This is a genomic window from Pseudoflavonifractor sp. An176, assembly GCF_002160435.1.
GTDB lineage: Bacteria > Bacillota > Clostridia > Oscillospirales > Oscillospiraceae > Enterenecus > Enterenecus faecium.
In genome coordinates this window covers 31,888-52,082 of the sequence record NZ_NFKO01000014.1, presented here as the reverse complement: position 1 = coordinate 52,082, position 20,195 = coordinate 31,888, and the positions used below count along the sequence as shown (strand labels likewise).

The 20,195-nt window shown below is 56.7% G+C and carries 19 protein-coding genes and 1 tRNA gene; 16 read left to right on the top strand and 4 right to left on the bottom strand.

Going from position 1 to position 20,195, the window contains the following annotated elements:
- Nucleotides 1-125: 125 nt before the first annotated feature.
- The 4 genes from B5F12_RS07560 to B5F12_RS07545 all read left to right on the top strand — a co-directional run bounded on the left by B5F12_RS07560 (nucleotide 126) and on the right by B5F12_RS07545 (nucleotide 3,602).
- Nucleotides 126-455 carry a hypothetical protein gene (locus tag B5F12_RS07560; protein ID WP_143482356.1) on the top strand — a complete coding sequence of 110 codons (330 nt, stop codon included), beginning with the start codon at nucleotides 126-128 and terminating at the stop codon, nucleotides 453-455.
- Between the two features lie 261 nt (nucleotides 456-716).
- Nucleotides 717-1,019 (top strand): hypothetical protein, encoded by a 303-nt coding sequence (locus tag B5F12_RS07555; protein ID WP_087232683.1) that lies wholly within the window; start codon nucleotides 717-719, stop codon nucleotides 1,017-1,019.
- Between the two features lie 4 nt (nucleotides 1,020-1,023).
- A complete protein-coding gene (locus B5F12_RS07550; protein ID WP_087232680.1) occupies nucleotides 1,024-2,229 on the top strand; it encodes a site-specific integrase in 1,206 nt (401 codons plus the stop codon).
- The gene (locus B5F12_RS07545) at nucleotides 2,187-3,602 is read left to right on the top strand and encodes a site-specific integrase (protein WP_087232678.1); all 1,416 of its coding nucleotides are present in this window, start codon (nucleotides 2,187-2,189) and stop codon (nucleotides 3,600-3,602) included. Before B5F12_RS07550 ends, B5F12_RS07545 begins: the two co-directional genes overlap by 43 nt.
- Before the next feature lie 163 nt (nucleotides 3,603-3,765).
- Here B5F12_RS07545 and B5F12_RS07540 read toward each other — a convergent pair.
- Nucleotides 3,766-3,842 (bottom strand) — tRNA-Val (locus B5F12_RS07540).
- Nucleotides 3,843-3,942: 100 nt separating this feature from the next.
- Here B5F12_RS07540 and fabG point away from each other — a divergent pair.
- From fabG to B5F12_RS07490, 10 genes are all read left to right on the top strand, one after another.
- On the top strand, nucleotides 3,943-4,674 hold the full coding sequence (gene fabG / locus B5F12_RS07535; protein WP_087232675.1) for a 3-oxoacyl-ACP reductase FabG: 732 nt from the start codon (nucleotides 3,943-3,945) through the stop codon (nucleotides 4,672-4,674).
- A gap of 158 nt (nucleotides 4,675-4,832) precedes the next feature.
- Nucleotides 4,833-5,999: an ABC transporter substrate-binding protein gene (locus B5F12_RS07530; RefSeq protein WP_087232672.1), complete on the top strand. Its 1,167-nt coding sequence runs from the start codon at nucleotides 4,833-4,835 to the stop codon at nucleotides 5,997-5,999.
- A gap of 142 nt (nucleotides 6,000-6,141) precedes the next feature.
- On the top strand, nucleotides 6,142-7,062 hold the full coding sequence (locus B5F12_RS07525) for a branched-chain amino acid ABC transporter permease (protein ID WP_087232669.1): 921 nt from the start codon (nucleotides 6,142-6,144) through the stop codon (nucleotides 7,060-7,062).
- A gap of 10 nt (nucleotides 7,063-7,072) precedes the next feature.
- Nucleotides 7,073-8,152 (top strand): branched-chain amino acid ABC transporter permease, encoded by a 1,080-nt coding sequence (locus B5F12_RS07520; protein WP_087232665.1) that lies wholly within the window; start codon nucleotides 7,073-7,075, stop codon nucleotides 8,150-8,152.
- Between the two features lie 22 nt (nucleotides 8,153-8,174).
- A complete protein-coding gene (locus B5F12_RS07515) occupies nucleotides 8,175-8,996 on the top strand; it encodes an ABC transporter ATP-binding protein (protein ID WP_242954919.1) in 822 nt (273 codons plus the stop codon).
- Nucleotides 8,997-9,000: 4 nt separating this feature from the next.
- The gene (locus B5F12_RS07510) at nucleotides 9,001-9,702 is read left to right on the top strand and encodes an ABC transporter ATP-binding protein (protein ID WP_087232659.1); all 702 of its coding nucleotides are present in this window, start codon (nucleotides 9,001-9,003) and stop codon (nucleotides 9,700-9,702) included.
- A gap of 634 nt (nucleotides 9,703-10,336) precedes the next feature.
- Complete coding sequence (locus B5F12_RS07505; protein WP_087232656.1) at nucleotides 10,337-10,921, top strand: hypothetical protein; 585 nt, start codon at nucleotides 10,337-10,339, stop codon at nucleotides 10,919-10,921.
- A gap of 1 nt (nucleotide 10,922) precedes the next feature.
- Nucleotides 10,923-12,035, top strand: a complete 1,113-nt coding sequence (locus B5F12_RS07500; protein WP_087232653.1) for an ABC transporter permease — start codon at nucleotides 10,923-10,925, stop codon at nucleotides 12,033-12,035.
- A 4-nt stretch (nucleotides 12,036-12,039) separates the two neighbouring features.
- The gene (locus B5F12_RS07495; protein WP_087232650.1) at nucleotides 12,040-13,101 is read left to right on the top strand and encodes a hypothetical protein; all 1,062 of its coding nucleotides are present in this window, start codon (nucleotides 12,040-12,042) and stop codon (nucleotides 13,099-13,101) included.
- Nucleotides 13,092-13,784, top strand: coding sequence for an ABC transporter ATP-binding protein (locus B5F12_RS07490; protein WP_087232647.1), 693 nt, complete (start codon nucleotides 13,092-13,094; stop codon nucleotides 13,782-13,784). Before B5F12_RS07495 ends, B5F12_RS07490 begins: the two co-directional genes overlap by 10 nt.
- A gap of 691 nt (nucleotides 13,785-14,475) precedes the next feature.
- Here B5F12_RS07490 and B5F12_RS07480 read toward each other — a convergent pair.
- From B5F12_RS07480 to B5F12_RS07470, 3 genes are all read right to left on the bottom strand, one after another.
- Nucleotides 14,476-15,594 (bottom strand): DHHW family protein, encoded by a 1,119-nt coding sequence (locus tag B5F12_RS07480; RefSeq protein ID WP_087232642.1) that lies wholly within the window; start codon nucleotides 15,592-15,594, stop codon nucleotides 14,476-14,478.
- 14 nt (nucleotides 15,595-15,608) lie between these two features.
- Nucleotides 15,609-17,009, bottom strand: coding sequence for an MBOAT family protein (locus B5F12_RS07475; protein WP_087232639.1), 1,401 nt, complete (start codon nucleotides 17,007-17,009; stop codon nucleotides 15,609-15,611).
- A 151-nt stretch (nucleotides 17,010-17,160) separates the two neighbouring features.
- A complete protein-coding gene (locus tag B5F12_RS07470) occupies nucleotides 17,161-17,661 on the bottom strand; it encodes a DUF4358 domain-containing protein (protein WP_087232636.1) in 501 nt (166 codons plus the stop codon).
- Nucleotides 17,662-18,009: 348 nt separating this feature from the next.
- Between B5F12_RS07470 and B5F12_RS07465 the strand changes: the two genes are divergently transcribed.
- Both B5F12_RS07465 and B5F12_RS07460 read left to right on the top strand, forming a co-directional pair.
- On the top strand, nucleotides 18,010-18,498 hold the full coding sequence (locus B5F12_RS07465) for a tRNA (cytidine(34)-2'-O)-methyltransferase (RefSeq protein ID WP_204210533.1): 489 nt from the start codon (nucleotides 18,010-18,012) through the stop codon (nucleotides 18,496-18,498).
- Between the two features lie 454 nt (nucleotides 18,499-18,952).
- Nucleotides 18,953-20,146, top strand: coding sequence for a phosphoglycerate kinase (locus B5F12_RS07460; protein ID WP_087232633.1), 1,194 nt, complete (start codon nucleotides 18,953-18,955; stop codon nucleotides 20,144-20,146).
- The last annotated feature ends 49 nt before the right edge of the window (nucleotides 20,147-20,195 follow it).

Here is a 20,195-nt window from a genome sequence, read left to right as displayed (position 1 = left end):
CTTACAGTCCCAAGGAATTCAAGATAGTTTCAAAGCGAAAGGAGAATATTATGGTCAAAGGAAAACAGAAAACAACCGTCTTTTTCACCCCCTCTGTGAGGAGGAAAATTGAGGACACCTATCGAATGGATAACTGCAAGAGCCAGAGCGAGTTCATCGAAAAAGCTGTGGAGTTCTATCTGGGTTATCTCAACACCAAGAACGCCAGCGCCTTCCTGCCCGAGGTTCTCTCCACCATACTCATCGGCATCACGGATGACTTCGCACAGCGCATGGGCAGGTATCTCTACAAGGTGGCGGTGGAACAAAATCTCTGCAATCACATTCTCACTGCCGACACCGACATGGATCAGCGAACCTATGAGCTTATGCGTGGCCGGAGTGTGCGGGAGGTGAACAGCACCAACGGCCACATTAGCTTCAAGGAAGTGTTGGACTTCCAGAAGTCCGTGTGATCTATGTGAGCGTGTAAAAATCTGTGTTGCGATACAAAGATAAAGTAGTCTCGGTCAACCACGAGGAGGAGCAGCTGAGCTGGGGCATGAGCATGGGTGGCTGGTAATCACAACGCCAAAAATAGCACACTGTCACCAAAGAAAACGCCCCGAGGAAATTGGCCCGGAGCAAATGATAACAGTTTGATAATTGTGGTGAAATCCGCTGGCTATTCTCTTCCTATTTCGATATTGTGTGTTGCTGATAAGGAGGCGGCACACATGAACGACTATATGAAAGCCCTGCACCAGCGGTTCTTCCGAAAGCCCAACCTCACAGAGCTGGAGCATGAGATTGAAACTGCCCGTCAAGAAGTGCGGGACTGCCTGGACAAAGCACAGCGGCGTAGGCTCATGGACCTGGTAGATGGACAAGCCCTGCTGCGAGAAGAAATCTCCCAGGCCAGCTTCACCGCAGGATTCAAGCTGGCCTGGGGAATCGCAAAAGAACTGGAGGCGGATGGACTGTATTCCCCTGAAGAGGAAACAGAGTACACCTGCCATCACATACAGAAGGAGGATTGATGCCATGGCAAAACGCAGAGCATCCGGGGACGGCATGGTGCGGAAACGGAATGGCCGCTGGGAGGGCCGTATGGTCATCGGCCACAAGGAAAACGGCACTCCCATCTTCCGCTACGTCTACGCCGATACCCAAAGAGAATTAACTGCCAAACTGCGGCAGAACATCAGCGCCTATCAGGGCGTACATCTCACCGAGAAAAGCAGCATGACCCTGTCCCAATGGTTGGACAAATGGCTGGATGAGTACATCTCAGCAAACATTCGCCCCAATACCTTAGATGGATACCGAAGGGACTTGAACAACCACGTCAAACCATACCTGGGGGACAAGCCCCTGCTGAAACTCACAGGCAAAGACTTGAACACCCTCTACCAGAAGCTGCTGGAGCACGGACGCATGGACAAACGGGGCAATCAGGGGCCGGGACTAAGTCCCACCACCGTCCGTGGGATTCACAACACCCTTCATCACGCCTTGAAAACCGCCGTAGATGAAGGTCTCCTCCCAGCCAACCCTGCCCAGAAGGTAACAACCCCCAAGGTGGCTCATCGCACCAAGGGAATTCTGAACCACCACCAGCTGGATGCCTTCAAAGCGGTCATCCAAAAAGATTGGGTGTGGCGAGACTTCTTCTTCACCGAGCTGACCACAGGTCTGCGGCGGGGCGAGCTGTGTGGACTCCAATGGTCAGACTTTGATGAAGCATCCGGACACTTGAAGGTGCGCCGCACCATCCACCCCAGAAAAGGCGGTGGCGTGGAGGTGGGAGATACCAAGACCTACGCAGGAACCAGGACCATCCTGCTCCCCTCCAGCACAGCCCAGATGCTGCGGGAGCGAAAGCAGTCCGCCCTATCCCAGTGGATCTTTCCTGATCCCCTCCGGCCAGAACAGCCCGTCTCTCCCTCCAAAGCCTATCGGCGATTGAAAGAGCTGCTCCAGGAGGCTGGATTACCGGACATTCGATTCCATGACCTCCGCCACACCTTCGCCACCCATGCCCTGTCCAGCGGCGTGGATGCCAAGACCTTGTCCGGGATTCTAGGCCACACCAAGGCCAGCTTCACCCTGGACACCTACACCCATGTAACTGGGGATATGCAGCGCAATGCCGCCGACATTGTGGGCGGCTTCCTGACAGAATTGCTGGGAGAGGAGATGGAGCCATGGCAAAGAAACGAAAACGTGGAGGTGGCAGCCTCCACCTGAGAAAGGATGGCCGATGGGAAGGGCGATACGTCATCGGCTACGACGACAACGGACGCCCCAAAACCAAAAACGTACTGGCTAAAACCAAGGCAGAATGTGCAGCCAAGCTAAAAGCCCTGAAAGAGGAGGTTCAGGGAGCAGCATCCAAATTGCCTAAGATAGACATGACCTTTGGGGCATGGTTGGATCACTGGTATCAGCAGTACTGCAAACCAGGCATCAAACCCAAAACCCAGACGGACTACGAAAACCGAATTTATCAGCACATCATCCCTGAGTTGGGGCACATTCCCCTCTCCCAGTTGACCCAAGGGGATCTCCAGCAGTTCTATCAACGGCTGAAACAAAACGGGCGGCTGGCCCAAAGGGATCTGTACGGCCCAGGACTATCCGACCGGATGGTGAAAAGCTGCCACGTCACCTGCCGCATGGCACTGGATAAGGCCCTGGCTGAGGGCCTGATTCAGAAAAATCCCGCCGCTGCCTGCAAGGTACCCACCACCCGTCCCAAGGAAATGCAGGTGCTCACCGGGGAGGAAATTCAACGCCTGCTGATTCAGGCCAAAGAAGACGGGTGCTATGAACTCCTGTTGCTGGAGCTATCCACCGGCCTGCGCCGAGGGGAAATCCTGGCCCTCCAATGGGACGACCTGGATGTGCAGACAGGAGCATTAAAGGTAGAGCGGCAGGTGCAGCGCATCCACAAGAAGCTGGTGGTCTCCCAGCCCAAGACCAAGGCCTCCAACCGAAGCCTGGTTCTCCCCCGCCCCATCCTCCACATCCTGCTCCGGTATCGGGAGGGCAGCAGCTCCCGCTGGATGTTCCCCTCCCCCCAAAAAAAGGACTCCCCCTTGGATCCAGCGGCAGTACGAAAGAAGCTGTCCAAGGTACTGGAACGTGCAGGATGCAAACACGTCCGCTTCCACGACCTCCGCCATACCTTCGCCACCAACGCCCTGGAGCATGGCATGGACATCAAAACCTTATCCGCCATCATCGGCCATGTGTCCAGCGCCACGACACTGAACGTCTACGCCCATGTCAGTGATGAAATGCGCCAGAGAGCCGCTGATCGCATCGACCGGGGCATTGCCGGGGTGGAGCCGCCCCCCAATCCGAAGCCCAGCAGACCAGCCACATCCACCCCCTTCCAGGCGGTGAAAGGCAAATACCGTAAGCCTGGAACCGGCTGCGTGACCCAGATCAACGATCACCTCTGGGAGGGACGCTACTCCCCCAAGGTCAACGGCAAGCGCATAGCCCGAAACATCTACGCCCCCACGGAGACGGAGTGTGAGGAGAAGCTGGCCATACTGATCGCAGATATGAAACAGGAACTGGCCCTCCTCAGAGCTAAGAAACCAGCCGTCTAAAAGAAGAAAACTGCCCTCCGGAAGGAACACTTCCGGAGGGCAGTTTTTACTCTGTCTGTGACTAAACTGTGGTCAAAACGAATATGTGGTCAGGGCTCGCCCCGTGAATACCTAGAAAAAGTAAAGAAAAACCGCTGTTCTCTCTCGAAAACAGCGGTTTTTATGGTGGACGATACAGGACTCGAACCTGTGACCCCCTGCACGTCAAGCAGGTGCTCATACCAGCTGAGCTAATCGTCCATTGCTCGCGGGAACGAATGCTATTATACATAATACTCCCTTTCTTGTCAACACCTTTTTTTCATGTTATACTTTTTTTATTCTATCCCGAGGTGATCGTATGAAATACGCTCTGATAACCGGCGCCTCCGGCGGCATCGGCGCCGCCACCGCCCGCGCCTTCGCCCAGGCCGGGTACGGCGTGGCCATCCACGCCCACCGCAATGTGGACAAGCTCCACGCTCTCTCTCAAGAGCTCTCTGCCCTCTCCGTGCCCGTGCTGGAGGTGTGCGCCGACCTGTCCGACCCCGTCCAGGCCAAAACCATGGTTGACAATGTGTTAGAAAATTTTTGTCAACTTGACATTTTGATTTGTTGCTCTGGCCTGTCCCATGTGGGTCTGGTGACGGACATTGACCCCCAGCAGTGGAAAACCCTCTTCGGCGTCAACGTGGACGGCATGCACTACTGCTGCCAGGCCGTACTGCCCCACATGGTCCACCGCAAAGAGGGGTGCATCCTCACCATTTCCTCCATATGGGGCCAGGTGGGGGCCTCCTGTGAGGTGGCTTATTCCGCCACAAAAGGTGCCGTCATTGCCTACACTAAGGCGCTTGCACAGGAAGTTGGCCCTTCAAACATTCGGGTCAACTGCATTGCCCCCGGCGTCATTGCCACCGAGATGAACGCCCATTTGTCCTCCGAAGACCTGGCCGCCCTGGCCGACGAGACCCCCTTGGGACGCATCGGAACGCCGGAGGAATGCGCCGCCTGTGCCCTGTTTTTGGCCTCGGAAGGGGCCTCCTTTGTCACCGGTCAGGTGCTGGCTCCCAACGGCGGCCTGGTAATCTAAGACATTTTGTCGTCAGTATGCAATACAATGACCGTCCCACGTGGACGGTCATTGTTCATTTTTAAGGTTGACAATCCCATGACCCAGGTCTATAATTGTCAACAATCTTACCGATTCTCTTGCAGCGTGTTAAATCGGTAAAATGGGAGGTTGTTACAATGAAAAAGAAGCAGATTGCAGCAATGCTCATGGCAGGCGCCATGTGTATGGGTATGCTGGCCGGCTGCGGCAACAAGGACAATACAGGCAGCAGCGACTCCAACGTGTTCACCGTGGGTGTGGTGGGCCCCCTCACTGGAGACGCCGCCATTTACGGTACCAACGTGGTCAACGCCGCTCAGATTGCTGTGGATGAGATCAACGCCCTGGGCGGTGACATCCAGTTCCAGCTCATCTCCGCTGACGACGTCAACGACCCCGAGACCTCGGTCAACGCCTACAACCAGCTGATGGACAAGGGCATGCAGATGCTGGTGGGCACCGTCACCTCCAAGCCCGCCCTGTCCGTGTCTCCTCTGGCCAATGAGGACCGGGTGTTTACCCTCACCCCCTCCGCCTCCGGTGACGACGTCATTGAGGGCAACGACAACACCTATCAGGTGTGCTTCACCGACTCCAATCAGGGCAGCCGCTCCGCCCAGTACATCGACGAGCACTTCGACGACGCCAAGATCGCCATCATCTATAAAAATGACGATCCCTATTCCCAGGGCATCCGGGACACCTTCGCCGCCGAGGCCAAGACCCGCGGCATGGACGTGGTCTATGAGGGCACCTTCGACAGCTCCAGCCAGACCGACTTCAACGTGCAGCTCACCGGTGCTCAGTCCGCCGGAGCCGACCTGCTGTTCCTGCCCATCTACTACACCCCCGCCTCCGTCATTCTGACCCAGGCCAACGCCATGGGCTACGCCCCCACCTTCTTCGGTGTGGACGGCATGGACGGCATTTTGACCGCTGACGGCTTCGATGCCTCTCTGGCTGAGGGTGTGTATCTGCTCACTCCCTTCTCCGCCGACGCTGAGGACGAAGCCACTCAGAACTTCGTCACCGAGTACAAGGACCGCCACGGCGAGACTCCCAACCAGTTCGCCGCCGATGCCTATGACGCCGTGTACATCCTTTACAAAGCCATTAAGGCCTCCGGTGTCACCCCCGACATGTCCAACGAGGAGATCTGCGACGGCCTCATCCAGGCCATGGGCGATCTGTCTGTGGTGGGTCTGACCAGCGCCGGGTCTGAGATGACTTGGGACGACAACGGCGCCGTGTCCAAGGACCCCGCCGCCGTCATCATCAAGGACGGCACCTACGTCACTCCCTGACGCAACCATCCAATCCGAATAAAACACAGGGCAGGCTGCCGGGCTCCGGCAGCCACTCTGTATTTCTATCCCAGAAGCCGGCACGGAACCCCTTCCGTTCTGGCTCCTGGAATAGAGGAGAAAAAGAGAGGATCGAGAGCTTATGGAATTTCTATCATACCTGATCACCGGTATCAGTCTGGGCAGCATCTACGCCATCATCGCCCTGGGCTATACCATGGTGTATGGCATCGCCAAGATGCTCAACTTCGCCCACGGCGACGTCATCATGGTAGGCGGCTATGTGGCCTTCTACTCCATGACCTATGCCAGCGGCTCCCTGTTGGGGGATTCTCCCTCGGCGGTGGCTACCGGGCTGTCCACGCTGGTGTGCGTGCTGCTGGCCATGGCCGTGTGCACGGTGCTGGGCATTGTCATTGAGGGCCTGGCCTATCGCCCTCTGCGAGAGGCGGGGAGCCTGGCGGTGCTCATCACCGCCATCGGCGTGAGCTACTTTTTGCAAAACGCCGCCCAGCTGCTCTTCGGGGCCAACCCCAAGAACTTCACCCCCGTCATCAGCGGACAGCTGACTTTGTTCGGCGGCCAGCTGCGCATCTCCTATGTGGCTCTGCTCACCGTGGCCGCCTGTATCGTCATCATGGTGTGTCTGACCCTGTTTACCAACCGCAGCAAGATGGGTAAAGCCATGCGGGCCTGCTCCGAGGACAAGGGCGCGGCTCAGCTCATGGGTATCCACGTCAACCGCACCATCTCCATGACCTTTGCCATCGGCTCCGCTCTGGCCGCCATCGCCGGGGTGCTGCTGTGCTCCTACTCCCCGGTGCTGCTGCCCACCACCGGCTCTATGCCCGGCATCAAGGCCTTCACCGCCGCCGTGTTCGGCGGCATCGGCTCCATCCCCGGGGCCTTCCTGGGCGGCATTCTGTTGGGCATCATTGAGTCCATGGCCCAGGCGTACATCTCCACCCAGCTGTCCAACGCCATCCTCTTCGCCGTGCTCATCGTGGTGCTGCTGGTGAAGCCCTCCGGTCTGCTGGGCAAGTACGTGCCTGAGAAAGTGTGAGGTGGCGGATATGAAACACTACTTCAAAAACATGAAAACCATCACCAAGGTGGACTACGCCACCTATCTGGGCGTCATCGCCGCCTTTGTGATTGTGACCCTGCTCCAGTCCGCTGGAATGCTCACCCGCTCCATGACGGGTATGCTGGTGCCCATCTGCTGCTACATCTGTATGGCGGTGTCGCTGAACCTCACCGTGGGCATTCTGGGTGAGCTGTCCCTGGGCCATGCCGGTTTTATGAGTGTGGGCGCTTTCTCCGGCGTCATCGTGTCCATGAGCCTCCAGAGCTCTGTGCCCAATGAGCTGGTCCGGCTGGTGCTGGCTCTGGTGGTGGGCGCCATTCTGGCCGCTGTGGTGGGCTTTGTGGTGGGTATCCCGGTGCTGCGTCTCCGGGGCGACTACCTGGCCATCGTCACCCTGGCCTTCGGCGAGATCATCAAGGGCATCATCAACTGCTTGCTGGTGGGCTGGGATGAAAACGGGCTCCACATCGCCCTGAACATCGACGGCACCAAGACCATGGACAGCCTGCACCTGGAGGAAGGTGCCATTCAGATCATCAAGGGCGCCCAGGGTGCCGCCGGCAACCACCGCATTGCCACCTTTACCGCCGGGTTTGTGCTGGTGATGATCACCCTCATCATCGTGCTCAACCTGGTGCGCAGCCGCACCGGGCGGGCGGTTATGGCCATCCGGGACAACCGCATTGCCGCCGAGAGCGTGGGCATCAACGTCACCAAATACAAGCTCATCGCCTTTGTCACCTCCGCCGCTCTGGCAGGCGCGGCCGGCGCGCTGTTCGGCCTGAACTACTCCAGCGTCAGCGCCGACCAGTTCGACTTCAACACCTCCATCCTGGTGCTGGTGTACGTGGTGCTGGGCGGTCTGGGCAACATCTGGGGCTCCATCATCGCCACCGTGGTGCTGTACGTCCTGCCCGAGGCCCTGCGTGAATTCTCCGACTACCGCATGCTGGCCTACGCCGTGGTCCTCATCCTGGTGATGCTGGCCACCAACAACGAACGCTTCAAGGCGGCTCTGAGCCGTGTGATTCCCAAGAGAAGAAAGGGGGCCGCCGTCAATGGCTAAAAAAGTGTTTGAAAAAGGGAAAATGGTCCCCGTCCCCAGCCACTCCATCATCCCCGAGCGTGACCTCTACAAGTCCCCCATTCTGGAGTGCAGCCACTTGGGCATCGACTTTGGCGGTCTGGCAGCGGTGAAGGACTTCAACATCACCGTGGGCCGCACCGAGATCGCCGGACTCATCGGCCCCAACGGCGCCGGTAAGACCACCGTGTTCAACCTGCTCACCAAGGTCTACCACCCCACCCGGGGCACCATTCTGGTGGACGGCATGGACACCGCCGGAAAGACTCCCGCCCAGGTCAACCGCATGGGCATCGCCCGTACCTTCCAGAACATCCGGCTGTTTAACAACCTGTCCGTGGAGGACAACGTGAAGATTGGCCTCCACAACCAGACCCGATACAATGCCCTGTCCGGCATCCTCCGCCTGCCCAACTACTGGAAACAGGAGAAAATGGCCCACGAGAGCGCCATGGAGCTGCTGTCCATCTTCGACATGCAGGATCTGGCGGGTCACAAGGCTGGCTCCCTCCCCTACGGTGCCCAGCGGCGGCTGGAGATCGTCCGGGCCCTGGCCACCAACCCCTCTCTGCTGCTGCTGGACGAACCGGCGGCGGGCATGAACCCCTCCGAGACGGTGGAGCTGATGGAAAACATCGTGAAAATCCGCGACACCTTCCACATTGCCATCATGCTCATTGAGCACGACATGAACCTGGTCATGGGTATCTGCGAGGGCATCTGCGTGCTCAACTTCGGCCAGATCATCGCCAAGGGCACCGCCGAGGAGATTCAGAACAACCCGGTGGTCATCGAGGCCTATCTGGGCAAACAGAAGGAGGGCTAAGACCATGCTGAAGGTCAACGACATCAACGTCTATTACGGCGCCATCCACGCCATCAAGGGAGTGTCCTTTGAGGTCAATGACGGCGAGATCGTCACCCTCATTGGCGCCAACGGGGCGGGTAAAACCACCACCTTGCAGACCGTCTCCGGCCTGCTCCACTCCCGCACCGGCTCCATTGAGTTTATGGGGGAGAATATCATGGGCCACCCCGCCCACAAGCTGGTGGGCAAGGGCCTGGCCCAGGTCCCCGAGGGACGCCGGGTCTTCCTCCAGATGACGGTGGAGGAGAACCTGGAGATGGGCGCTTACAGCCAGCCCAAGTCCACCGTGGCAGGTGGTCTGGAACGGGCCTATGAGCTGTTCCCCCGCCTGAGCGAACGCCGCCGTCAGGTGGCGGGCACCCTGTCCGGCGGCGAGCAGCAGATGCTGGCCATGGGCCGAGCCCTCATGTCCAACCCCAAGCTGCTGATGCTGGACGAGCCGTCCATGGGTCTGGCCCCCATCCTGGTGGAACAGATCTTTGACATCATCCGCAATCTCCACAAGGCGGGCACCACCATTTTGCTGGTGGAGCAGAACGCCCAGATGGCCCTGTCCGTGGCCGACCGGGCCTACGTGCTGGAGACGGGCAAGATTGTCTCCACTGGCACGGGCGCCCAGCTGCTCAATGATGAATCCGTAAAGAAGGCTTACTTGGGCGGATAGCCCTCCGAAATATGCAAGCATATTTCGGAAAAAGTTGCAGCCCGCTGCATGCACCCTTGGGTCAAAGGACGACCCAAGGCCACACTGGCGGGCTGAGAGGTGTTTTTTCCGATGCACATGTCCCCGAAAAAAACGGATTTCAATTTATTTTCCCGCCCCCGGGCGGGAAAACTCTGCCGAGGGCTTTTTACCCATAAAAGATCATTTATTTTTCTTGGTAAACTTGTGTTTTTTCCCCATCTGAGACGATGCAGAACCGAACTGAAGTGACCCCCAAAAGTTAGACAATATTTTCTATCAAAAATTGCCCTTTACTTCCTCTCTGCTCCATGGTATAATTTGTTAAAGCATCCAAATTTATAGGGCATATGAGGTGATTCCTATGTATAATTCCTACAGACACTTTTTAGAGCAGTTTGGAGTCATTTACAATCACAGAAAGGAGCACATTTACGAATAAAAGAGCATCCGTCGCAAGTAAAGTGATCGCCAGCCTTCTCTTGGCAGGAATGTTGGCCTCTCACGCCTTCGCCTACTCCACTCGGTCTATCAATACCGGAAGCTACACATACCGAGGTAACATCCACCTCTTTGCTCAAGCTGGCTGATTTTTGTCATAAGGGGGTCTTTTCTCATGCCTGTCACCTATACATATTTGGGCCGTGGGCTGATTACCCACATGATCTGCGGGGTATTTCTCCTGTTCTTCTGTATACGAGAATATAAAAGAACCCAGAATCGGCTGCGGGTGGTCGGCATGGCCGCCTTAGTGTTAACTATGTACCAGGCTAGCTGTTCTGCGCTTCTTGACTTCCCCCTTGGAATGGAGGATCCCCTGGCTCAATTCCCTAATTATTCCCAGGTCTTTTTCCCATACTTTAAGGAAAACCTACTCACCCTCCTCGAGCATCCCAGTTATATGTTGGAAATTCAGGAGGCCAATCGGTTCTTCCTCCCTGCCCTTTTGCCCGGAGTTCTGCTGACCCTGATGTTACGACCTCCTAGAAGGATCACTCGTTTTCTCCTGTATACTGGAATATTCGTGGCCTACTACCTGGTACACTGGACCATCATCATTCTTCTTACCCGGACTTGGTACACGATTACCGGAATCGATTTGATTTATTTTGTCGTTGCTATGCTCATCGGTTGGTGTGTGGGGCGGCTCATTCTTCGCCTTTGGCCCGCTTTAGGTGAGCGTTTGGAGATTGGGTGCTGATATGACTCAAAGCATTCGTTGGACTTTGTACTTTTTCCGCCGAGAATGGCGCTTTCTTCTCCTTCTTCTGGTGACCCTCGCTGTCACCGTAACATCCATGCTGTTGCTGTTAACAGCTCTGGAAAATGCCATCCAGGACTCCTCCGCTCTGGCCAAAGCGGAGCGGGTATGGAACTTGAATCTACTCCCCATCCCCCAACCCAGTCAGAGAAATCAGAAGTTGGACGAAGTGCTCTTTCATCAATCCTTTGGGACGGTAACATCCGTGTCCAATCTCTCTTTGTCCTCCCAGGCAACTATCGACCTCAGCCCGGAGACCTCCACCTCCTTCCAAGCTGTAGCCATTCTAGACAATACCCGTAGCGATATACTTACGGTGGATTCGGAACCTGCAACGCCAGAACTGGTCCAGGGTCGCTGGTTTTCCCAGGAGGAACTGGAACACGGCGCCGCTGTGGTGGTACTGGGGGAGAACAGTTCTCTGGGCAAAGTCTATCCCCCGGATTCCACTATGTTCCTGGGCGGAGAATCTCTCCGGGTGGTGGGCCTCTGCCGCGGAACAGACCTCTATGCCCCCTATGCTTTGGCATTGCACAGCTCAGTTTTGGCCCTGAATGTCTCCACAGTCACCTTCCCGCATCCCCTACCCCATTCGGATCGACAAGCCTGGGTGAGTCTTCTGGTTTCTCTCGACGCAGCTCCCCAATGTCAGGCTGACGCCTTCTCCCAGATGGATATGAATACACTGCTCACCGATTTCATCCTGTGTATCCTACTTCTGTCCTGTTGTTTGCTGGTGTCCCATGAGCTGTTTGGTGAGTTGTTGCGGCGGAGAAGCTACGAGTTCATCATTTACCGCATCTGCGGCATTCCACCAGGCATGCTCCGCATGAATTTTTGGCTACCTATCATCCTTCTGATCTTTGCCGGATATGGCGTGGGGGCCATTCTGTACCATGCCGCATACCCTCTGCGGGCGTGGCTGCATTTCTTCCAGCCCATAAGCCCGGTGTACGTTATCGCTGCCACTGCCGTGTATGTTCTGTCTCTGTCCATACTGGCATGGTTTTGGGGCCGTATCCTGCGCTGCGCAGCAGTGCTTCACAGGGGGTGAATGTATGTTTGGACAAATGTGGGCCAGCCTCATGGACCATCCTAGACATGCCCTAAAACTGATGATACAAATGGCACTGGTACTTGTCTCCTGCAATATTTTGATGGTGCGGCTGCTTCCCACGCTGCAAACGGCTTATTGGGCACAACGTATGGGAGTAAGCAACTTGATGTGGACCGATACGCCCGCAGCCGAGCCTCTAGAGAGCTTTCTTGACTGCGGCCAAGTGTTACAGTCCGACAGTTGCTACGACCCGGTCCTGGATCAGTCCGTCCTGTGTCAGCCCATATCTCAGGAAACGCTGGATTCCCTGTCACTCCCCTTTGTCTCTCAACTCCCGGCCACCCCCCAGAAAACGCAGGCCTATATTTCCCGTAGTTTGGCCCAGCAGTACCCCCTAGGCAGTCAGTTAGAGCTGGAGTTATGGGGTGTATCGGCCCAAACGCTGGAGGTGACAGTGGCCGGGGTTTTGGAGGGAGACTGGATGCCGGTACTCCCCTTCGCCATGGGGACGATCACCCCTGTGGAGCGTCAGCCAACCTCCATGCTGTTGGTATGTACCCCGGAGTCGGCATCCTGGTTTCAGCCTACGGGTATATACCTGTATCTGTCCCAAGAGGGGGGCGATGCTGCGCTGAACACCACAGGTACCGTCTTCACCGCCCAAGCTAGTCTGGACGAATATTTGCTGTCCTCCATGTTAGCTATGCACCGATCCATACTCATGTGTGGAGCCATGCTGTTGCTGTGTATCATCGGCTTTTCCGTGCAAATCTACCTTTCCATACACCGACAGCTCCGCACCTATGCCTTGTATTACCTCTGTGGGGCGAACTGGCGAAGCTGCATGCTCATACAGGCAGGAAGCGACCTGATCCTTGTCGCGGGTGCAGTTGCCGTATCCTGCCTCTTTCTCTCTTGGCGTCGTGCACTGCAAGGAACGACTATGGTAACATCCACGCTTTTGCTGCTCGCCCTGTTTGGCCTCCCCATGACACTGACATGGAGAAGCATGCATCGGCAGCAGCCCATCGATATCATCAGAAGGTGGCAAGAATGGCGCTGATACATCTGGAATCATTGACTAAAACATATGCTCCGAATACACAGGCCCAGGTGGAAGCTCTTCGGGGAATTTGTCTGGACATTTCGGAAGGAGAGTTCTGTGCCATCGTTGGAACCTCCGGCTCCGGAAAAAGTACGCTGCTGCATATTCTCGGCTGTTTGGATGTCCCCACCAGCGGCCGATACTATCTGGACAGTCAAGAGGTCTCCACCCTCAACGAACGCAAGCGGGCCAGGATTCGAAACCAGTACATCGGCATTGTCCTTCAGGAATTCGGACTTCTGCCCCAGCGGACCGTCATAGAAAATGTAGCCTTACCTCTATATTTCGACCAATCTGCCCACCTCTCTTATTCCCAGCGCAAACAACGGGTTCAGGAGGTACTAACCCAAGTAGGTTTGGAGTCCAAGCTCAACACGCTGGTCTCCCAGCTCTCCGGCGGACAGAAGCAGCGGGTGGCCATTGCCAGGGCCATCATCAATCACCCAAAGCTTCTCTTAGCCGATGAGCCCACCGGAGCCCTAGACCAGAAAACAGCAGGAGAGATTATGGAGTTGTTTTCCGCCCTGTCACACACCGGGGTCACCATTCTCTTGGTCACTCATGACAAGAACATTGCGCAGCAGTGCCGCCGGGTACTTCACATCGAAGACGGGCTGCTGGCAGATGCCGGACAACCATGAAAGAAGCCCATGCAGACCATGTCTATGGCCTGCATGGGCTTCGAGCGTGTCGAAAAAGTTCGACACGCTTCTCAAAAATGCAAGCATTTTTTCGAGGGGATGCAGCCCGCTGCGCGCAGAATCGGGTCAAAGGACGACCCGATTCCACACTGGCGGGCTGAGATGTGTTTTTTTCGATGCTCATGTCCCCGAAAAAAACAGATTTTGATTTATTTTTCCATCCTCGGATGGAAAAACTCTGCCGAGGGCTTTTTGACGATGCAAGATCATCTGCCCTTCTTGCATTGACGTGAGCTTTTTCGACAGTCTGGCCCATGCAGACCATGTCTATGGTCTGCATGGGCTTCGATTCTTTTCTCTCAAGCTGTAGCAACTACACTCCTACGCCATGGTCAGCTCCACCGAAAAGGTGTTCACCCCGTGCTTGCTGGTGGCCCAGATGCGTCCCCCTTGGCCAGCTCCAGCATTTGCTCCAGCAGGGTGCGCATACCCCTCCATATACCTGTTACACTGTCTCTATAGTAATGTCTGCTGAATAAACCGCAAATCGGTTTATTCACGCGGCAGCTGCTGCGGATGTGCCAACACCAGCTTTGACCGCCACCCTGACCCGGGGTGTTCTCTCATATATCAAAACACTGACGCACAGTCCAAAATGGCGGACTGTGCGTCAGACAATTCTATGGGGTTTTTAGCGGCCCATGACAAAGAGGTTAGACTCGGTGGAGAAGTTGGAGGCGGAGAAGAGCACCAACACCTGGTCGATGTGGTTCTCCTCCACGTACTGCTGCACCGAGTTGAGGTTGTAGCGCACGTCAAACAGGTGCACTTCTTGGTAGCTCTGGGCCAGGAAGGGGGCCAGAGCGTCGGAGTAGGAGTCCCGAATCACCAGCAGCTTGCCGCCCTGGGCCTGGGGATTTTCCAACACGGCCAGAGGCTTGTTGCCCCCCAGGAACATGGAGTACTTGTCCTTTTTCTCCAAATAACTCTTGTCGTACAACACCCCGGGCTCAGGCTGGCCCTTGGGATAGGCCGTCACGGTGATGCCCTCTTCGCTGACCCAGGTGTAGATCTCGTCGGGTTTCACCCAGCCCGCTCCGCTGGAGGAGTAGGTGGTGCCGTAGAAAGAGTCGCTCACTCGGGTGGGCTCTCCTTCCGGGGTCACCGTCTCCACGCCCATGGCCTGGGTCAGGGCCTCATAGCCCTGGAAGGCTCCGAAGAGGCTCCAGTGGTGGTCGGTGCGGTAGAACACATCGTCCCCGCTGAAGGCATCCCGCAGGTCAATGTCCGTCACGTCCTCCCCGGTGAGGTCCATGGACTCCTGAATGGTGGACCCGTCGTCCACCAGAGGTGCCCGGTGGGGCAGGCGGTCGGCCCACACGTAGCTCTTGTCCGGGATGAGGGCGAAGTACACGGGCACGTCCACATTGGCCCCCAGCTGGTTGACGTAGCCCACCCGACGGGCCAGGTCCTCCGCAGAGGGCTTGGTGTACTGGGCAAAGAGGGTCTGTCCGTCGTCGGTGCCCAGGTAGACTCCGTTGTTCTCCTGCTTGCCCACCAGCCGCTCGCACCAAGCCTTGAGCTGAATCCAGCCGTCCCGCAGGGGGAACTGGTCGATGACGTACTGCTCAAAGTCCTTCATAAACTCGCCGGACTTCAAGGTGGACAGAGTGGGGGCCTCGAACTTGGCCAGATAGCGGTTCTCCTGCTGGGAGAAGTCCCGGTCGGGGGAAATCAGCAGCGCCGCCCCAAAGCCAAAGATGAACACGCAGAAGAGAGCGGTAATGAATGCAGCATACTTTTTACTCACAGCGGTTCACCTCCTTAGAATCGGAAATAGAGGAAGGGATTGTAGGTGCCGTCCACCAGGTAGGCGGTGGCCACCACAAGGGCCAGGCACACCAGCACCGGCAGGGCGGGCTTCCACACCTTGGCGGGAATCTTGTGCCACACCTTGGCGGCCAAGGGGGTGGCGGCCACACAGGCCACCACCAGCATGGGCAGGTAGTTGAAGAGGTAGTACAGGGCATCCCCATTCACCAGACTCACGCCAATGCCGAACATGGCCTTGAGATAGAGGCCCATGGCGGTGAAGTCCTCCACGGCGAAGATGGCCCAGCCCACCACCACCACGAAGATGCCGTAGAGGTGGGTCAGCACAGCGGGGGCTTTTTTCAGATACTTGCCCAGCCACAGCTTTTCCAGCATGATAAAGACGAAATAGTATAGGCCCCAGATGAGGAAGTTCCAGCTGGCCCCGTGCCAGATGCCGGTGGCGGCCCACACGATGAGCAGGTTGAACATCAATCGGCCCTTGCCCACCCGGTTGCCCCCCAGGGGGATATACAGATAATCCCGGAACCAGTTGCCCAGGGAAATGTGCCACCGCCGCCAGAACTCGGTGGCGGATTTAGAGATATAGGGATAGTTGAAGTTCTCCATAAACTCAAAGCCCAGCATCCGACCCAGGCCGATGGCCATGTCCGAATAACCGGAGAAGTCAAAGTACAGCTGGAGAGAGAAGGCAACAATGCCCAGCCATGCTCCCAGGGTGGTCAGCTCCGCCCCCGGTGTGGCCAGATACACGTCCCACAGCTTGCCCAGGTTGTTGGCCAGCAGCACCTTTTTGGCCAGACCCACGCAAAACCGCTGCACACCCAGGGCAAACCGCTCCGCGGTGTGGTCCCGCTGCTCCAGCTGGGCGTCCAGGTCCTTATACTGGAGAATAGGCCCGGCAATGAGCTGTGGAAACAAGGTGACGAAGGTGCCAAAGGTGATGAGGTTCTTCTGCACCCGGGAGTCCCCCCGGTACACGTCAATGGTATAGCTCATGGTCTGGAAGGTATAGAAGGAGATGCCGATGGGCAGCTCCAGCCCCAGCTGGGGCATCACGTCCAGCCCCAGACTGGCCAGAGACCCGGCAATAAAGTCCCAGTACTTGAAAAAGCCCAGCAAAGCCAGGTTGAACACCACGGAAAGAGCCACAGCAATCTTGGCCCCCCGCTGGTTTTCCCTTTGTTTGCATCGGGTCACCACCAGGCCAAATGCATAGTTGGCGGTGATGTTGACCAGCATGATGATGATATACACCGGCTCGCCCCAGCCGTAAAAAATCAGGTTTACCACCATCAGCACCAGATTTCTCCACTTCAAAGGAGAAATATAGTACAAAAGCAGCACCATGGGCAGATATAAGAACAAAAAATAAGGGGTAGAGAATACCACGGCAGTCACCTCAGTTGACAAAATCGCTCTTTATAAGGTAACACGGGGTGCTGCCAAATGCAACACCCCGTGTGGGCCTGTTGGGTAGCCTGGCTAAATTTCTGCCAAATGCTCAAATTGTGAGGGCGCAACAGGCGGTTGACCGGAACAATTAGGCAAACAGGCCGTTGAACGCCTCCACGATGGCGTCCTTGTCGGTGCTCACCACCAGGGCCACATAGTTGCCCTTCTCCACGATCTCGGCGTTGTTCTGCCAGATCTCAATGGTCTCAGGGTAGAAGGTGCCGCCGTTGAGCATGTTGTCAATGCGGGCCTGGAAGATCTCCTTGACCTTGGCCACGTCATCGGCGTTCTTGGTCTGCACCAGCACCATCTCGGTGTTGTTGATGCTCATCATGGACACGTAGGGCAGGCACTGCTCCAGGTCCAGGTCGCTCAGGCCAGCGTAGCTGGTGTCCAGAATCTGCTTGCCCATGTCCTCGTTGGTGTCTAGCAGGGGGGGCATCAACTGCTCGGAGACGTACTTCTCCGCAAAGGCGGCCAGGTCCACGGGCTCGGGAGTGGCGGTGGGCTTAGCGGCGGTGTTGCCGCAGGCAACCAGGGCGACGGCCATCATGGCGGCCATAGCAAGCGTCACGATCTTCTTCAACATGTTGCAGTTCTCCTTACTTTATATGTTTTCTTATATTCTCCGGCGGGTCAGGCCTCCCTGTCCTCGCCGTACACTTGGACGCATGAGGGGGGCAAAAAGTTCCCTGTCTGCACAAAATTTTTCACTTTCCATTTTCAGTAAATATCTTGCAAAATGTAAAATCTATATTTTTGTTAAATTTTATCAATAGTTAAAATATGTATTGTTAAAAAATCCACTATTTTATGCGATTTTCATAGTTTTTTCTTTGGCTCGAAAAAAAGTTATTTTTTTTGCTGTTTTCCCCATTTTTTCTCTTGTAATTTGGTTCATAAACGAATATAATGTCCATGGTTGAAGGAGGAGATTATGGTCAATATTGTTTTGGTGGAACCTGAAATTCCACAGAATTGCGGAAATATCGCTCGCACTTGTGCAGCCACCCGCTGCCATTTGCATTTGATCGAACCTCTGGGATTCGACATCAGTGAAAAAGCCGTGCGCCGGGCCGGACTGGATTACTGGCCTATGGTGGAGTTGACGGTATACCGCGATTTGGACGACTTTTTCTCCCAACATCCCCAGCCCGAACTGTGGCTGGCCACCACAAAAGCGCCCCGGGACTACTCTGATGTGTCCTTTTCCGACGGTTGTTGGCTGTTTTTCGGCAAAGAGACCGCCGGACTGCCCCAGTGGCTGCGGGAGCGCTACCGGGACCGCTGCATCCGCATCCCCATGCGGGAGGATGCCAGAAGCCTGAATCTGTCCAACTCGGTGGCCATCCTCACCTACGAGGCCTTGAAACAGCAAGGCTTTCCCGGCTTGTCCGGGAAAGGCTCGATGGCCAAGGCCGAGTAAGCCCGCCCCCGGCGGGCCGCCGCTGGTGCGGCGGAGCAGGACGGAATTCACTTCCGGCCTGCGCATATAAAATCCTCGGGGGTCCCCACAAAACAGGTTTTGTGGGGGTAGCCTGAAACAGCAGGGCTTTCCCGGCTTGTCCGGGAAAGGCTCGATGTCCCAGGCCGAGTAAGCCCGCCCCCGGCGGGCCGCCGCTGGTGCGGCGGAGCAGGACGGAATTCACTTCCGGCCTGCGCATATGAAATCCTCGGGGGTCCCCACAAAACAGGTTTTGTGGGGGTGGCCTGAAACAGCAGGGCTTCCCTGGTCTGTCTGGGACAGGCAGTATGGCTGAGGACGGATGATTTTTGTTCGCAATGGGATTGCGAAAGCGCAGGGTGTTCCCCACCCTGCAACCCAATTTTATATACCATTAAGGTAATATTTTCCCTGTTACTTTGAAAGGAGCCTGAACATGAACTACAACAAAAAGACTGTCAAGGATCTGGATGTAAAGGGCAAAAAGGTGCTGTGCCGCTGCGACTTCAACGTCCCCCAGGACAAGGCCACCGGTGCCATTACTGACGACAAGCGTATCGTGGCTGCTCTGCCCACTCTGAAGTACCTGCTGGAGCAGGGCGCTGCTGTCATCGCCTGCTCTCACCTGGGCAAGCCCAAGGGCGAGCGGAAGGAGTCCCTGACTCTGGCTCCTGTTGCCAAGCGCCTGAGCGAGCTGCTGGGCTGCGAGGTCATCTTCGCCAACGACACCATCGGTGAGGACGCCAAGGCCAAGGCCGCTGCTCTCCAGCCCGGTCAGATCATGCTGCTGGAGAACCTCCGCTTCGACATCCGCGAGGAGAAGAACGATCCTGAGTTTGCTAAGGCTCTGGCTGATATGGCCGAGGTGTATGTGTCCGACGCTTTCGGCACCGTGCACCGCGCTCACGCCTCCACCGCTGGCGTGGCCGCTTACCTGCCCGCCGTGTCCGGCTTCCTGATCGAGAAGGAGCTGGAGATCATGGGCGGCGCTCTGGCCAACCCCAAGCGTCCTCTGGTTGCCATTTTGGGCGGCGCCAAGGTCTCTTCCAAGATCGGCGTCATCAACAACCTGCTGGACATCGCTGACACCATCATCATCGGCGGCGGCATGGCCTACACCTTCATCAAGGCTATGGGCGGCACCGTGGGCACCTCCCTGCTGGAGGAGGACCGTCTGGACTACTGCAAGGAGATGATGGCCAAGGCCAAGGAGAAGGGCGTGAAGTTCCTGCTGCCCGTGGACACTCTGTGCGCTGCTGAGTTCTCCGCTGACGCCACTCCCGAGCTGGTGGACACCATGGCCATTCCCGACGACCGCATGGGCATGGACATCGGCCCCAAGACCATCGCTCTGTTCTCCGACGCCGTGAAGGACGCCGGCACCGTGATCTGGAACGGCCCCATGGGCGTGTTCGAGTTCCCCGCTTTCGCTGAGGGCACCCGCGCTCTGGCCAAGGCTCTGGCCGAGACCAACGCCATCACCATCGTGGGCGGCGGCGACTCCGCTGCTGCTGTGGCTCAGCTGGGCTTCGCCGACAAGATGACCCACATCTCCACCGGCGGCGGCGCCTCCCTGGAGTTCCTGGAAGGCAAGGAGCTGCCCGGTGTTGCCTGCTTGCTCGACAAGTAATCTCCCCATATCGCATCCCATTTGTGGAGGGGTGAGCCCCTCACCCCTC

Bases quoted from the DNA above. Each gene is read 5' to 3' on its own strand.
- B5F12_RS07495 (WP_087232650.1), top strand. From the start codon at position 12,040: ATGTTTGGACAAATGTGGGCCAGCCTCATGGACCATCCTAGACATGCC.
- B5F12_RS07525 (WP_087232669.1), top strand. From the start codon at position 6,142: ATGGAATTTCTATCATACCTGATCACCGGTATCAGTCTGGGCAGCATC.
- fabG (WP_087232675.1), top strand. From the start codon at position 3,943: ATGAAATACGCTCTGATAACCGGCGCCTCCGGCGGCATCGGCGCCGCC.
- B5F12_RS07460 (WP_087232633.1), top strand. From the start codon at position 18,953: ATGAACTACAACAAAAAGACTGTCAAGGATCTGGATGTAAAGGGCAAA.
- B5F12_RS07465 (WP_204210533.1), top strand. From the start codon at position 18,010: ATGGTCAATATTGTTTTGGTGGAACCTGAAATTCCACAGAATTGCGGA.
- B5F12_RS07530 (WP_087232672.1), top strand. From the start codon at position 4,833: ATGAAAAAGAAGCAGATTGCAGCAATGCTCATGGCAGGCGCCATGTGT.
- B5F12_RS07555 (WP_087232683.1), top strand. From the start codon at position 717: ATGAACGACTATATGAAAGCCCTGCACCAGCGGTTCTTCCGAAAGCCC.
- B5F12_RS07545 (WP_087232678.1), top strand. From the start codon at position 2,187: ATGGCAAAGAAACGAAAACGTGGAGGTGGCAGCCTCCACCTGAGAAAG.
- B5F12_RS07500 (WP_087232653.1), top strand. From the start codon at position 10,923: ATGACTCAAAGCATTCGTTGGACTTTGTACTTTTTCCGCCGAGAATGG.
- B5F12_RS07520 (WP_087232665.1), top strand. From the start codon at position 7,073: ATGAAACACTACTTCAAAAACATGAAAACCATCACCAAGGTGGACTAC.
- B5F12_RS07550 (WP_087232680.1), top strand. From the start codon at position 1,024: ATGGCAAAACGCAGAGCATCCGGGGACGGCATGGTGCGGAAACGGAAT.
- B5F12_RS07560 (WP_143482356.1), top strand. From the start codon at position 126: ATGGATAACTGCAAGAGCCAGAGCGAGTTCATCGAAAAAGCTGTGGAG.
- B5F12_RS07505 (WP_087232656.1), top strand. From the start codon at position 10,337: ATGCCTGTCACCTATACATATTTGGGCCGTGGGCTGATTACCCACATG.
- B5F12_RS07470 (WP_087232636.1), bottom strand. From the start codon at position 17,661: ATGTTGAAGAAGATCGTGACGCTTGCTATGGCCGCCATGATGGCCGTC.
- B5F12_RS07490 (WP_087232647.1), top strand. From the start codon at position 13,092: ATGGCGCTGATACATCTGGAATCATTGACTAAAACATATGCTCCGAAT.
- B5F12_RS07515 (WP_242954919.1), top strand. From the start codon at position 8,175: ATGGTCCCCGTCCCCAGCCACTCCATCATCCCCGAGCGTGACCTCTAC.
- B5F12_RS07510 (WP_087232659.1), top strand. From the start codon at position 9,001: ATGCTGAAGGTCAACGACATCAACGTCTATTACGGCGCCATCCACGCC.